We start from the raw sequence: 13,808 nt of genomic DNA on the forward strand, positions 1-13,808 counted from the left end.
GGTTTTTGTAATTCATCACGGTTATAAAACGACTACAAAGATTAACGTGAACACTAAACTAGTAACGGTTGATATCACCCAGTAGTTTTTGTCGCGAATGTTGAGTAAAAGAAATCCAACGATAAAATTGATGAGTAGCATAGCGATAAACACAAGAGCAAGGGTAAGTGGTATATATAACATAGAGTGCTCCTCCGATCATTAAGATTGATGCTTCTTTAACTCCGACTGTAAATACGATTCTGATTTTCCTTTTGGAATACTCAGTGTTCCCAATTGTCATTTTTTATTTGTTTTCCAATATAAACAATTTGACCGACGTGGTAAGCGTAATGAGCCATTTGTCTTTCAATGGCTTCTAATACTGTGTGTTTTTCTCCACGAATGGTGATCCTTTTGAATAAGTCTTGGCTTTCTAAACTTCTCAATGTAGTAAACAATGTGGTCCAGCCTTTTTCCCAAACAATGATCAGTTCGTGTTTCGTTAAAATACCATCATCAAATTCCTGATCACGATTTCTAGTGAGTTTTTCTCCATCCGTCGTTAAAAAATCAGACCATCTAGATACCATGTTTCCACTTACATGCTTGACGATAATTTCTACGCTATTAAAAGCCTCGTTTAATCTCCAGTGTATATCAGCCTCAGATAATTGATTGATGGTTCGATCTCCAAGATCCTTAACGCTTTAAAACCTCTCTTGAATCACCTTCAAATATTCTTTTCCGAGTTCCATACCTACACACTCCTTCATTTTTATAAATGCCCAATTGAGGTGTTTTAGTGTTCAGAATCTATTGCAACATTTGTATTGTCTTCTATAGAAGCTAAAACCCATCACTGTCTAACTTCACTTCTAAATAGTAGTTCTTGTGTTGCTGATTTTGCACAATCACAAAGTAATTGCCTCTGCCAACATCATATCTAGTTCCGCCGTGAGACAAGTTATTGCTTTCGTAATAGTTAGTTACGATAAAATCTTTTGCGTAATGAAAGGCAGCCATTTCGTTTGCTTTATGTTCGTTTTCATAAAATTCGCTCCTGTTTTTTATTACACATTATATATACATTAAATTTAATCATTGAAAAATGTAAACGTATGTGACGTTAACTACTCTACTTAGAATAACTAGCCTGTCGGATTTTCCCTAACGCTAGTATGAAATGTTCCTGATTTTTTGATGCATTCCTAAATCGGGTGATCTATAGTACGCAATCTATATTTATTAGAGACAAATTTCGATACGTGAAAGACGCAGATTTCAGTTGTAAATAAAAAAATTGCCTGTTGTTCCGATATTGACTTTTCTTTTCATATACTTATACTTGATTATGAGAATCATTTTCAATAAGATTATTAAAAGAGGTTATATGGAAAGAAATTAATGGAATCAAAGTATATAAAATAGCGTTACGCTAATGCTAATAGATGTAATTTTGAAAGGATGTAAATGATGAAAAATATCGAAAAATATAGAAATGCGTTTATGGATGCTTTGGAATTGGAAGAAGACCAGGTAAGTGAAGAGTTAGCATTAGGCGAAACAAGAGAATGGGACTCACTTGGACATATGATACTGATTTCTACGATGGAAGATGTTTTTGATGTGTCAATAGATGCTGAATGGATGACAGAATTCGATTCGTACAAAGCCGGAAAAGAGCTTTTGAATCGTTTAGGAGTAGACTTTGTAAATGAATAGGTTTAAAAAGCTTGAAGAGTTTGGCACTCGAACCGCTGTATATGCGGAAAGAGAATACTCTTACGCTGAAATGGTAGAGGTTGCTGACGAAATCTGCAGTCATGTAGGTGAAAGAACGCTGGTTTTTTGTTTGTCTTCAAATAATAAAGAGTCTCTATTTGGTTACGTGGGCTTTATAAGAGGGCACGTTGTACCGGTCTTGTTAGATGCATCTATCCCCGTGGAGCGGTTGCAAAAACTAATCGAGCTTTATAAGCCTGCGTATATTTGGGCGAGTAGTGAAAACCAAGACCTTTTAAACGCAATGGATAGTACATTCGTGTTTGGAGATTACTCATTATTTAAATGTCCAACAGCTATTCAACATGAGCTTGCTGAAGATCTTGCGCTCCTTTTAACCACCTCAGGAAGTACTGGCAGCCCCAAGTTTGTACGCTTAAGTTACCAAAACATTTTCAATAATGCTGAATCTATCGTGAAGTATCTTGGTATTAAAGCAGACGATAAACCGATCACAACACTTCCTATGAATTACTCTTATGGTCTGTCAATTATTAATAGTCACTTCATTTGCGGAGCGACCATGATTGTCACGGATGCATCGATCATGAAAAAAGAGTTTTGGGACTTATGCAAAGAGCAGGGAGCCACAACTTTTGGAGGCGTTCCTTTCGTCTATGAGATGCTCCGTCGGCTGAAATTTGAAGAGATGAATCTTCCAAGTTTGAAAAAACTCACACAAGCAGGCGGCAAATTAAGTTCAGAACTATCGTCCAAATTTGCTGAAGTGTGTAGTCAAAAAGGGATTCAATTTTTCACTATGTATGGTCAAACAGAAGCAACGGCGCGGATGAGCTATTTACCTGCCGAAAAAAACCTTGATAAAGCCGGAAGTATTGGAATCGCCATACCCGGCGGAGAACTGATGCTGCAAGATGCTAATGGTACCAACATTACAACACCTCATGAAATCGGCGAATTGATATACAAAGGACCCAATGTTTCTTTAGGGTATGCGGAGTCGTTAGCCGATTTATCGAAAAAAGATGAGAACAATGGGTTGCTGCACACAGGTGATCTAGCTTACTTTGATGAGGATGGCTATTTCTTTATAACTGGACGAATCAAAAGAATCATTAAAGTCGCTGGAAGCCGCATCAGCTTAGATGAAGTGGAAGAACTTTTAACTGAGCATGGTCATGAGTGTGTTTGCGCGGGGACAGATGACCAAATGATCGTTTACACATTAAAAGAAGATCAGCTTCAAATTAAAAAAATAATGAAGGAAAAATTAAACTTAAGGGGCGTTAAGATTTTCAGAATTGAGGAATTCCCACGTAATCCTTTTGGGAAGATCCTCTATTCCGAGTTACCTACAGATAGATAATATACAATCACCTGAACTCGTTACAGGAGATGTAATAGATGTGATAAAACTTTATCTACTGAAAGTTGAAATTGAGTGTAGGTAAGGTAGTTGTTTATCTTATTTTATATAAAATCTTAAGTTTATTTTTGATCAGGTGATTGGATGACTTTTATATCAATTGAGTTTCTGTTATTTTTCGCAGGTATCGTTTTTACGTATTATTTAGTTCCACACAAGTGGAGATGGATTCTTTTACTAGCCGCCAGTTACAGTTTTTACGCTACGTTGAGCGGCTACTTCGTCCTGTTGCTACTTATCAGCACAGTGTTTACTTATTTTACGGGAATAGTCATTGAAAAACAGGAAACCAAACAACAGAAGAAAAGAGCCATGCTAGTTGGAATTTGCGTATTGCTGTTTTTTCTCGGCTGGTTTAAATATTTTAATTTTGTAAATGACTCGATTCGAGCCATTTCAACATACATGAATTGGAATTATGCCATACCCTATCAAGAGATTATCCTGCCTTTAGCCATTTCTTTTTATACCTTTCAGGCAGTCAGTTATCTTGTCGACATCTCTAGAGGCAAGCAAAAAGCAGAAAGACATTACGGTTATTTCTCCATCTATTTTGCGTTTTTCCCGCAATTGGTTGCCGGACCGATTGAACGTGCGAAGAAATTGCTTCCTCAATTCAAAGTTGAACAAACGTTAAACTATGACAATATAAGCTATGGGATGAAGCGAATCGCATGGGGATTTTTCAAGAAAACATTGATTGCGGATCGACTCGCTCCAATTGTAGCGAGTGTATACGATAGTCCTGACCCAACCGGTTCACAAATTGTCCTAGCTACTGTTTTATTTTCGATTCAATTGTATGCTGATTTTTCAGCACTCAGTGACATAGCCATTGGTTGCGCACGAATGCTTGGGATTAGACTTACCGAAAACTTTAAGCAACCGCATTTTGCCACATCAATCGGAGATTTCTGGAATAGATGGCACATTACGCTTTCGACATGGCTTAGAGACTATATCTTTATGCCTTTATGTAAAGGAAAAAAGAAAAGAAGCGAAATTTATGTAGCTATCATCATTACGTTTTTAATAAGTGGCATTTGGCATGGAGCGGCTTGGACATTTGTGTTGTGGGGGCTAATTCACGGTTTTTACCGTGCTTTTGGAGATCACACAAAACATTTTCGTGGGAAGGTGGCGACATTTATTCGTTTGGATCAAAGTCCATCGCTGCATAAATGGATGAAAATCACTATTACTTTTCTTCTTGTGTGTTTTTCACGCGTGTTCTTCCGATCGGATTCCGTTACAGTCGCATTTGAAAATGCGCAACATTTCTTATCGCCTAGCTCGTGGAGCCCATCCGGAATCATCGTAGCGTTTGAGATGTTTTCACTCCTCGACTTAGTGATTTTTAGCTTTTTCTTTATCGTAATGCAGTTGTATCATTATATCGAAAGAAAAAATACGTCAACGTGGAACTGGCTATCGCAACGCCCGGCAGTTGCTCGTTTTGCCGTGTATGTATTAATCGTTGTATCAGTTCTGGTGTTTGGTGCTACAGGTCAAGGGTTTGTTTACGGTGGATTTTAATCGTAAACAAACTGCGTGCCAGTCCATCAGTTTAGTAAAAAGAGTACAAGATCGAAAGGATTTGCCATGGGCCGTTTATTCATTAAGTTAACTATAATCATCACTGTAGCTTTACTGTTGTTTATACCAGTCAATAACTTTGTAAAGCAGTCTCGGAGTTACAACATCAACGAGGACATCCTAACGTTTAAGAAAGATCCTTATCCCGTTGACATCATCAATTTAGGTGCCTCTCATTCCATGTATGGTTATTATTTTAAGCCAACGGGTTTGGCTCACTTGGATTTAGCTCTTCCGGGTCAGGCGCTCGAATACGACTTTAAATTATTGAAAGAGTATGGTGAGTATTTGAAATCGGATGGAGTTGTCATATTATCCATTTCTCAAATGACGTTCATAAATAGGGAGAACGAGGATGTAGACGAAGGACGTTATTATGAAATTTTAGATCGTACGCAAATTGAATCGTTTCGATTGTTGGATTATTATAAGTATATGTATTTTCCAGGCACAAATAGTGACAATTTTACTTCTGCGCTCTCAAGTAAATGGAAAGGCCTTAAATGGACTTCTCATCAATCTTGGGCAAATAATGGCGAAAATTATGCAGAAAGAAAAACCGAATACGTAGAAGAGCAATATAGAAAAGCAATTGAGCATAATTACATGGAACAAAACCTAGAGCGGTTAAAAGAAATATTGGAATATTGTCAAGAGCAGGGCTACGAAGTCATTTTAACTATGGAGCCCGTACACAAGACGTACCAAGAACATTTTGATGAAGAAGTCATGAATCGACTTGTTTTTCAGCACTTAAACACTCTTGAAACAGATGTGCCTTTTTTAAATTATATGAACGATGAACGTTTCACAGACAACAAAGAGTATTTTATCGATTCCGACCATTTAAACAGTAAGGGAAGAAAAAAATATTCGTGGATTGTTTACGAAGAGCTCAAAAGTTTAGGGTATTTTTGAGTGATCGTTATGTTTTATTGTTTATCGCTGCTCATTTGAGCGGAGACTAACATGGTTTATATTAATACTCCTGGAGGGCAAGAATTGACATTCAATTCTTGCCCTCCAGGAGATTTTTTTGTCTATAATGGCAAAAATTCGATGCGTTTAAGACAAAGATTCTTTATGGACCTTTTTAATTGAAGAAATGAATAGGGAGGTACGGGTATAAAAAGACAACTAGAAGATGAACTCCGACGATACTCCAAGCTACAAAGTGGTTCTCTATTTTTTGAACAACTAAAAACATTAATGAACCTGTTAATGCGGCTAAAAAGAAAAAAGGACTATTTGAAAAATCTGTTAAAAATTCGAGACCGATTCCAAGGATTATTCCGATACTTGAAAATATAGCAACCTTTTTCCTGGTAAAGACCGCTTTATTTGAATCGCGAATTATTATAAAAATAGCAATCAATCCTATAACATACCCAATGAAAGTTGCATACATTATAAAAAAGTAAAAGTAGTCAGATTGGTAGTGCGGATCAAATAAGTAAGTCAAAATCATGTATGCGGACACCGAAGAAATAATAGATGCGGAAGAACCTTTCAAATAATTGAGTACCATTTAACTTCTCTCCTCTAAACGATGTCATCTATTAGTCAGTATTACATGTTCATATTTAATTAATCGTTATTAAAAATGATGCAGTGCATGTGATGATTAGAGAAATTGCTAGTCCAATCTGATTTTTACTCATTTTTGAATTCTTTCGCGTTCCTATAAAAAGTGTAACAAGACCATAAAGTGTTCCACACGCAAAAACGAGGGGCAAGATTATCGAATCCAATTAAAAGTCTCCTTATGTTACAGGCTTCTTTATATGAAGATTACCTTTCGCAAATGTCATTATTAGTAAAATTAACATTTAAGTAAATCATGACATTATCAATGAACTATGTAAATGATTTTATCTACTAAGTAGTTACTAGAAGAGAGGATTGTCTTTACTTTTATCTACAAACTTAAGTGCTTTAGTACATGCTGAATAACCTCTTTTTTAATATTTTTTATTTTTTAAATAATACCTTGTATTATAGAGTAATATGAAATAAAGTAATATAAAGGGGTGTGAAAATGGAAATTAGTAAAGAGGTACTAAAAGGCCATATTGATACATTAATTCTTTCTCTTTTACATGGCAGAGATATGTATGGGTATGAAATAGCTAAAATTGTTCGTGAAAAAAGTGAAGACCAATTCGAGTTAAAAGAAGGAACACTTTATTTATCATTAAAGCGATTAGAAAAAAGTGAATGGATCACCTCTTACTGGGGCGATGAACAAGGACCAGGAGGAAGAAGGAAATATTACAAACTCACGCCTGTAGGTGAAAAAGGATTTGAAGAGAAACGTTCAGAATGGGAATTTGTAAAAAAACTGATGGACTTATTTTTAGAAAGGGGAGAATAGGATGAAACAAATAGAAGCGTATGTTGAGGAATTGTATCAAGGTGTCGGTGGAAACAAAAAAGAGATTAATGAGTCAAAAAAAGAAATGAAAAGCCACTTATTAGAAGCTGTTCATGAGTTGAAACAAGAAGGAAAATCAGAAAAAGAAGCAATTCAACTTGCTATTGAACGTTTTGGTGGAGAACAAGAAATGCGTTCGGTAGTTGGTCAGTTATTTAAGGCACAACGAATATTTGCTAATTGGATTCTCTATTTAGCCATAACCGTTCTACTGTTAAGTATTGTGGCAGTCGGATTACTTTCTGCATACGAAAATGAAAATGCCTCTGAGAATTCCGAAGTTGCTTCAGCTGTACACGAAATTTTAACTAGTCAAGGTTCGCTAACCGATTCAATGAAAACTGAAATTGCTGCTTTAATCGACGGAACAGATCAAATTTCAAAAGTTGAAATCTATAACGTCAGTGGTGTGGGTGTAAATTCCGTATTTGACTACGTAGAGAGCGCAAAACCTGAGTATCAATACAGTAAGTCTGTTTGGTCTCCAGATTGGCTACTAGCAAACTTTTACCCTTATGGAAGTGGTGGGGGGGATAAGTGGTATGTTCAAATGGAAACACGACTTATCGGCAGCTGGATGGGAATTATTTTATTTTCAGGATTAGCGGTCTATGCAACGCTATTCACAATATGGGCAATAATTAATGCCTATCATCACAGACGATTAAATATTGCCTGGATTATTGCTTTTGCTATTTTTAATGTAGTCGGTTATTTAGTTTATATTTTAGTAGGTAAGAGAAAAATGAGATATAACTAAAATTGTAAGCTTAGTCGTTAAGCGCATATTACAATTTCGAATCATATTTTGCATATAGTAAAATGAAACTCAGCAATCTTTATACCAAGGTGGCTGAGTTTTAGTTTATATGGGAAATTTATGGAACCAATTTTGAACTCTAATTAATATTAACATTAGAGGATTGTCGATACTATTGTCATTATCGCGCATGATCTTTCGCTCTTTTACACGTACCAGTTCTGTATTTACATAATGAAACCAACCTTCACTTTAAACCGAAGGAAAAAGCAGAAAAAAAAAAGAATAACTTTCGCTACTCTTTCTACTAGGAAATCTCTCCGACTGCAGTATAGTCACTTTTTTTCTTCCATTTCAACTGGTGGTTGGGATGAACTTAAATTCACATCCTTCATTCCTTGCAAAGTAAAAAAACGGACGGTAGTTGCAGTTATCCATTCTTCTTTCCCCAAACCTAAGACACCTTCAGGATCGATATCAGACGAATAATCCCGAACCATTATGGAAATGGATTGATTCTCAAGCTGCTTGCCAACAAAACCAAATTCGGTCTTGTAAAAATCATAAAAATAAGTGGTCTCGCCTAATGTTGCATGCCGGTATTCGATTACTAGTGATTGCTGGCTATCGAGATTAACGATTTCCGTGTAATTATTATCCATCCACAAAACGATAAAACCATGGAACAGTAGTATAGGTATACCAATGAATAGGATGGCAATTGTCCATACTTTAGAAAGTTTTGATTTAAAGACGATTACACTAATAATAACAATGTTTAAAACCAAAGGAATGACATATCCTGTTGGTTTTAAGAAGAGTAGAACATAATCTGTATAATGCATGACGATAAGGATGAAGTTCATAATTCCCAAAATGACGAGTATCCATTTTTCTTTTGTCATAAAATTCCCCATTCTTAATCACATAAATATTTAAAGCAACATGGCAGTAAGCCATGACGTCTACAGCTGAATTTTTGGTTTCTTTCTACAAATATATCACTTGGTTATAAAAATAGAGGAATGTCGATACTATCGTCTTTTTACGAATGATCTTTCGTCCTTTATTATTTCCTCCATAAAAATTTACACAATGAAACTAGTCTTGACATAGCAAAGGGAACAGCACAAATGAAAGAGCATAGCCACAGCTAATTTTCCCGAAAAATTTACTCAACAGTCGTACTTGTTAACGGAAAATGCACTTTCAATAAAAAAAATTTCATCCTTCAATAATGTTGTCTAATGCCTCCTGTATTTCTTTTTCAAAAGGAACACTATTTGAATTTACATCTTGCTCATGCACATAAAAAATAAGTATATTTCTCTTTTCGAACATACTTGCGGATATCAGATCCATTGTTGCAGTTTTTTCATCAAATTCTTTTTTACCTTTAACTAAATCATTTTCCGTTTTGAATTCGAAGATAAAAAATGGTTTTCCACTCACTTCATAAGTTCCTGGCTCTACACCTCTAAGTTTTGAACCAAAGACATTTTTCTTGAATTCAGCTTCTACCAAAGTAACACCATTGTCTTGCAATACTGTTACAACTTCTTCTTCTGTAATATGAGAGCTATCATTTACTTGATCAGGTTGACAGGCAGCTAAGAATAATAGCAAACACAAACTAAATATTTTTTTCATCACGTTCACCCCGCATGCTCTAATGAATTCGTAAATTCTTACAAAAAGAAAATGAGATTTCCTCCGCTAAATGGCCCGTTTGCTAAAGATTAACCTTTTTTAATTACATAATTATTTAACCCAGCATGCAAATAAGCCGTTACATCAACAGTCACGCTTGTAGTTACTTCTATAAATATACCACTTAAGTACAGAAAACAGAGGAATGTCGATACCAAACTCAAAGAGACATTAACCAATTTAATAAAAAAAGTTGAATTTTTAGTTAAAAACACAATTATTGTTATACTAGATTATAAAATAGCAAATAACATCTTAAATCATAGGTGGGAAATTATATTTTTAGATAGGAGTTTTTTATGCTAACTGGATTGGTCGATTTTAATGGGAAGACCTGTGTGTTTAAATTGGACAAAGAATCTTTCACTCTTACAATTGAAGATATTGAAGAAAGAGAGAAGCTTCCATCATTAATAGAAGCATTCATGCCTATAGTAGAACGTACAGAGGCAATAAAAGATTATGAAACTCTAATTGCAAAGGATTTTGAAAAGAGTAAAATAATTCATTTCCACATTAATTCACTGAGAGCAGTTGGACATAAGACGCATCTAGCTTCTCTAAAATCTTATATTATATTTGATGGTTCTGAGACTTCTTTTGATAGCCTACAAATACGAGCAAACGAGTTAGATTGGTTCCATGATATAGGAATAGCTCTTCATCAATATAAAAATTATGAAGATGGAGAAGGAGAACTTTTACTTTCAGATTTTGATAAAACAACAGAGGAATTTGAGTTTACTATAAGCGACAAACTAATAAAAGGGAATTTGAGTATAAGTAGAGAGGTAACAAGACAATCACAAAATCCTTTGATACTAAATTCAAACCTAGACTATCGTTTTGAAGAGACTACTGATATTTCTCTAGCCAGTGATTTAGTATCATTAACTCGAGATTTATTAAAATTCATTAGCTATAGAAAAAACTCACACATCAACAAATTGATATTGAAGAACCACTTTGATCACGAGTATTATTCTATTGGAGAATTACATATCAGAAACATTCAAACAGAGGAAAAAGAAAAGGAAAGTGTTATAAGGGAACGTATAATTGCCTACCCACTTTTAAGTTCTTCGTTTACAAAATTATTGGAGAAAGTATCCATGAAAGAAGTCTATCTAAGACATATTCCAGAGGATTTTAAATCGAATAATACTATTACCCCCGCTAGATTTATTATGGCAACTGCCGGATTTGAATGGCAATTTGAGATTTCTCATAAAATCAAAAGTGAAGAGAACAAGATGAAGTACGAAAAGGAAAGAAATGAAGTTTTGGAGTTCTTAGAAGGTAAATATAAAGAAACAACTGGTAAGGAAAAGAAATTCTTTAAAAACTCAAAAAGACTTTTTGAAGAAAATCCTTCTCAACTAGCTGCTAATATAATTTGGGCATTAAAAAAATCTGATGATGTGCTTAAAGATTTTATTAGAAGTATGTACAAAATGAATGAAATTCCTGAAGAAATTTTCAAACATGCTGCAATCGCTCAACGAATTGCAAAATATCGAAACGCTTTTGCACATGGAAATTTAGATCTTGAGTTTAACAGGTTAATTATCTTTGACCTGCCAGTATTGGAGTGGCTATACTACGCTATGATTTTAGAAGATATAGGTGTTTCTACAGAAAACGCAAAAAAATCTATTAACAACTTATTTGATCTTAATTTTAACTATCAATAATTTTTGTGATTAGGGGTGTTTACTGTAAAGAAGCGATATTATGTTACTTCAATTGTTAGGTAGCCAATGATATTAGAGGAATGTCTTTACTATTGTCTTTTTTACGTGTGATCTTTCGCCCTTTATTACTTCCTCCATATGAATTTAGATAATGAAACTAGTCTTGTTAAAGCAAAGGGAAAAGCACAAATGAAAATTCGAAATACTGATTACGAAGATTTTATGAGTTACCAATATTCAAACTAACTTTATGCAAAACTAATAGTATAAAATAGGCAAGTAAAGATGAATCCCTGCTAAATATGTAATAATTTACTAACTAATGATATTATAAAAAAAAGCCTCTTAGGGGGCACTTACTAAAATGTATATTCTTCTTAATTTTTTAGTGGTAGATGCATATATTATTTATAATGTGTTTTTTAAATTTGTACTGTAGTTGAAGAAAGAGAAGGCTATCTCCTTCTTCGACTAACACAACGATAGGCGGTGTACGATGGATTGCATCATTTGTGGTGAAGAAGTAGTAAATGAAAATGACCGGTTGCAAAAAAAAGTAAAAGATTATTTAAGAATAACCAACGAATTAGATGTAAAGCATCTTTGGATTAAACAATGGAAAATATGTTATGACTGTAGTGAATCGTACACGAATGCCAGTCTTGTAAATAATTATGAAGTTTTACAAAAGATAGAGGAACAGAAAAAGCGTAAAAAACAATTAGTAAAAGTTAAAAGAAAACAGGGACCTTCGGGAGTAGCGCGAGCCCATTACATTGAGAAATATATTGATTACGCCACGTGTAAAGTAGAAGAAAAAGGTCGAAATATAGCTCAACCCCCTTACTTGAAAAATAGTCAACAATACGATGATGCGTATATTACATATGTGAAAAGCAGTACATCTACAGCTGTATTGATTGTTCGGGATAGGGTGAAGGATATAGACACAAAGGGAAAATGGATTGATGTAAGGCATATGGAGAAACGATTTTCGTCTCATTACGATGGGGATTTTTCTTTTATCATTGTAGAATTGTTTTCAAGAAAACAAAAACCAACTTATCCGAAGAAAATGGAAGGAGAGACTGATTCCGATTACAAAAATCGGATAGCATACATTACTTGGCAAACTGCAACAGCAGACATAGATCATCAACGAACTCAAGGAATTAAGGGTGACGTATATATTGTATTGCCTAGTTTAAAGAACGAACATGAGGGCATGTATGATGAGCACTATATCGTATGGGATGATAAGCACCGGCACTTTAAAAGAGTTAGAGTAAGCAATCACTATGTAAATATTTTAAAGCCACCTAAATGGAGATACGATATCGTTGCAACACAAAAAATAAATCATCAACAGCTACGTTATATTGAGAAAAACTTGCGTCAAATCATAGGTAAAACCCACAAAAAAAATGGCGTGACTCTTTCCGTATTCAGCCCGCAACAGAAAAAAGGGACTGCATCAAAATACGAAAAGGGAGCTAAAAGGAGGAAGAAAGGGATAGGGAAAACTGATCCGCGCCCCGTTTAATAGTCAGTTTATAGAAAAGGTATCCTGCAGCTAGGTTACGATTGGATGACTTCGGTATAATGTCGGAGTCATCTTTTTTAGTTTTGTAAATAATTCAAACTTGGATAATAGAGGATTGTCAATACATGTATTAAAAATTAGCTGGTCCAAAGCGTACTAAGTATCATTGCTAAATAAGCGCCTTTTATCTATGTGGAGTAACTATAGCTATAGAAAATAACTAGAACGTTTCCTTTAATTTCTGAATTTTTGAGTGAGAAAATGCATATACATTACCAAATATATCGATTTTTTCTCCTTTTATACGTAACGCACAATCCTTATTTGATGCATAAATTTTCATTTCTTCAGATAGGGAAGACAGTTCGCTTTGAAACAAGGTCATGTTATTTTCAAGGTCAAAATGAGACAGAACGGAAAAATTGCCAAGTCCAAGTCCGTACTGAATAGAGGCTGTCTCAACTTTATAGCCAAAGTTTTTGGAGCATAACCATCTAGCTGACATATTAATTGCGCCAGCGCTTGCTCCGATTACAACGGCACTGCTTTTTCTGATCCAATCTGATAATTCATAGTCGATTAAAAACTCATTTTGTTTAAGCGTATCGCCACCTAGTAAGAAAATGACGGAAGCGTTCTGAATCAAGGTATGAGCAGCTTCTTTTTTTATACCATGATTGATTAAATAGTAGTCATCAAATAAGATGCCAGCATGGTCAAGCCATGAACGTTCAACAGTACCATCTACTTTAGCGTCTAGTGGAGTTGAGCTGATCATTACGAGTGATTTTCTATCCGTTATATCATCTCGCAACATTTGACTCAGTCGCTCAGGAAAAAAATCGGTAAACCAACCTAAATAATAATGAGTGTTCATAGATACCTCCGCATCAAAGTACAAGCTCTAGTAATTGACCAGC

The 13,808-nt window shown here is 34.8% G+C and carries 14 protein-coding genes and 1 pseudogene; 8 read left to right on the plus strand and 7 right to left on the minus strand.

The genetic code is table 11. The features are described 5' to 3' along the window. Positions 1-21: 21 nt before the first annotated feature. The 3 genes and pseudogenes from GPDM_RS16725 to GPDM_RS16625 all read right to left on the minus strand — a co-directional run bounded on the left by GPDM_RS16725 (position 22) and on the right by GPDM_RS16625 (position 1,005). Positions 22-183, minus strand: a complete 162-nt coding sequence (locus GPDM_RS16725) for a hypothetical protein (protein ID WP_008429567.1) — start codon at positions 181-183, stop codon at positions 22-24. 18 nt (positions 184-201) lie between these two features. Beyond that, positions 202-737: pseudogene (locus GPDM_RS04930) on the minus strand (DUF1572 family protein). Between the two features lie 91 nt (positions 738-828). Continuing rightward, a complete protein-coding gene (locus tag GPDM_RS16625; protein ID WP_008429570.1) occupies positions 829-1,005 on the minus strand; it encodes a hypothetical protein in 177 nt (58 codons plus the stop codon). A 450-nt stretch (positions 1,006-1,455) separates the two neighbouring features. Here GPDM_RS16625 and GPDM_RS04935 point away from each other — a divergent pair, with 450 nt between their 5' ends. From GPDM_RS04935 to GPDM_RS04950, 4 genes are all read left to right on the plus strand, one after another. Then, positions 1,456-1,704: an acyl carrier protein gene (locus tag GPDM_RS04935; RefSeq protein WP_008429572.1), complete on the plus strand. Its 249-nt coding sequence runs from the start codon at positions 1,456-1,458 to the stop codon at positions 1,702-1,704. Beyond that, entirely contained in the window at positions 1,697-3,091 is a 1,395-nt protein-coding gene (locus tag GPDM_RS04940; RefSeq protein WP_008429574.1) for an AMP-binding protein, read from the plus strand. The genes GPDM_RS04935 and GPDM_RS04940 overlap by 8 nt, the downstream gene beginning before the upstream one ends. A 144-nt stretch (positions 3,092-3,235) precedes the next feature. After that, complete coding sequence (locus GPDM_RS04945; RefSeq protein ID WP_039862896.1) at positions 3,236-4,687, plus strand: MBOAT family O-acyltransferase; 1,452 nt, start codon at positions 3,236-3,238, stop codon at positions 4,685-4,687. Positions 4,688-4,753: 66 nt separating this feature from the next. Then, positions 4,754-5,665 (plus strand): hypothetical protein, encoded by a 912-nt coding sequence (locus GPDM_RS04950; protein ID WP_039862897.1) that lies wholly within the window; start codon positions 4,754-4,756, stop codon positions 5,663-5,665. A gap of 175 nt (positions 5,666-5,840) precedes the next feature. On the opposite strand, the gene GPDM_RS04955 is transcribed toward GPDM_RS04950, so the two are convergent. Next, entirely contained in the window at positions 5,841-6,275 is a 435-nt protein-coding gene (locus GPDM_RS04955; RefSeq protein ID WP_008429580.1) for a hypothetical protein, read from the minus strand. A 510-nt stretch (positions 6,276-6,785) separates the two neighbouring features. Here GPDM_RS04955 and GPDM_RS04960 point away from each other — a divergent pair. Together GPDM_RS04960 and GPDM_RS04965 are read left to right on the plus strand one after the other, a co-directional pair. After that, positions 6,786-7,121: a PadR family transcriptional regulator gene (locus GPDM_RS04960; RefSeq protein WP_008429582.1), complete on the plus strand. Its 336-nt coding sequence runs from the start codon at positions 6,786-6,788 to the stop codon at positions 7,119-7,121. A gap of 1 nt (position 7,122) precedes the next feature. Continuing rightward, positions 7,123-7,941: a permease prefix domain 1-containing protein gene (locus GPDM_RS04965; RefSeq protein ID WP_008429583.1), complete on the plus strand. Its 819-nt coding sequence runs from the start codon at positions 7,123-7,125 to the stop codon at positions 7,939-7,941. Between the two features lie 335 nt (positions 7,942-8,276). Here the strand turns inward: GPDM_RS04965 and GPDM_RS04970 are convergent, their stop codons facing one another. Beyond that, entirely contained in the window at positions 8,277-8,846 is a 570-nt protein-coding gene (locus tag GPDM_RS04970; RefSeq protein ID WP_008429585.1) for a hypothetical protein, read from the minus strand. A gap of 319 nt (positions 8,847-9,165) precedes the next feature. After that, positions 9,166-9,591, minus strand: coding sequence for a hypothetical protein (locus GPDM_RS04975; protein ID WP_008429588.1), 426 nt, complete (start codon positions 9,589-9,591; stop codon positions 9,166-9,168). A 359-nt stretch (positions 9,592-9,950) separates the two neighbouring features. Between GPDM_RS04975 and GPDM_RS04980 the strand changes: the two genes are divergently transcribed. Next, complete coding sequence (locus GPDM_RS04980) at positions 9,951-11,345, plus strand: hypothetical protein (protein ID WP_008429590.1); 1,395 nt, start codon at positions 9,951-9,953, stop codon at positions 11,343-11,345. Positions 11,346-11,841: 496 nt separating this feature from the next. After that, positions 11,842-12,888: a hypothetical protein gene (locus GPDM_RS04985; protein ID WP_008429591.1), complete on the plus strand. Its 1,047-nt coding sequence runs from the start codon at positions 11,842-11,844 to the stop codon at positions 12,886-12,888. Between the two features lie 220 nt (positions 12,889-13,108). Here the strand turns inward: GPDM_RS04985 and GPDM_RS04990 are convergent, their stop codons facing one another. Continuing rightward, entirely contained in the window at positions 13,109-13,765 is a 657-nt protein-coding gene (locus GPDM_RS04990) for a Type 1 glutamine amidotransferase-like domain-containing protein (RefSeq protein WP_008429593.1), read from the minus strand. Positions 13,766-13,808: the final 43 nt, after the last annotated feature.

The organism is Planococcus donghaensis MPA1U2, assembly GCF_000189395.1.
GTDB lineage: Bacteria > Bacillota > Bacilli > Bacillales_A > Planococcaceae > Planococcus > Planococcus donghaensis_B.

Excerpts from the sequence above, each read along its gene's own strand:
- GPDM_RS16725 (WP_008429567.1), bottom strand. The coding sequence starts at position 183 with ATGTTATATATACCACTTACCCTTGCTCTTGTGTTTATCGCTATGCTA.
- GPDM_RS16625 (WP_008429570.1), bottom strand. The coding sequence starts at position 1,005 with ATGGCTGCCTTTCATTACGCAAAAGATTTTATCGTAACTAACTATTAC.
- GPDM_RS04935 (WP_008429572.1), top strand. The coding sequence starts at position 1,456 with ATGAAAAATATCGAAAAATATAGAAATGCGTTTATGGATGCTTTGGAA.
- GPDM_RS04940 (WP_008429574.1), top strand. The coding sequence starts at position 1,697 with ATGAATAGGTTTAAAAAGCTTGAAGAGTTTGGCACTCGAACCGCTGTA.
- GPDM_RS04945 (WP_039862896.1), top strand. The coding sequence starts at position 3,236 with ATGACTTTTATATCAATTGAGTTTCTGTTATTTTTCGCAGGTATCGTT.
- GPDM_RS04950 (WP_039862897.1), top strand. The coding sequence starts at position 4,754 with ATGGGCCGTTTATTCATTAAGTTAACTATAATCATCACTGTAGCTTTA.
- GPDM_RS04955 (WP_008429580.1), bottom strand. The coding sequence starts at position 6,275 with ATGGTACTCAATTATTTGAAAGGTTCTTCCGCATCTATTATTTCTTCG.
- GPDM_RS04960 (WP_008429582.1), top strand. The coding sequence starts at position 6,786 with ATGGAAATTAGTAAAGAGGTACTAAAAGGCCATATTGATACATTAATT.
- GPDM_RS04965 (WP_008429583.1), top strand. The coding sequence starts at position 7,123 with ATGAAACAAATAGAAGCGTATGTTGAGGAATTGTATCAAGGTGTCGGT.
- GPDM_RS04970 (WP_008429585.1), bottom strand. The coding sequence starts at position 8,846 with ATGACAAAAGAAAAATGGATACTCGTCATTTTGGGAATTATGAACTTC.
- GPDM_RS04975 (WP_008429588.1), bottom strand. The coding sequence starts at position 9,591 with ATGAAAAAAATATTTAGTTTGTGTTTGCTATTATTCTTAGCTGCCTGT.
- GPDM_RS04980 (WP_008429590.1), top strand. The coding sequence starts at position 9,951 with ATGCTAACTGGATTGGTCGATTTTAATGGGAAGACCTGTGTGTTTAAA.
- GPDM_RS04985 (WP_008429591.1), top strand. The coding sequence starts at position 11,842 with ATGGATTGCATCATTTGTGGTGAAGAAGTAGTAAATGAAAATGACCGG.
- GPDM_RS04990 (WP_008429593.1), bottom strand. The coding sequence starts at position 13,765 with ATGAACACTCATTATTATTTAGGTTGGTTTACCGATTTTTTTCCTGAG.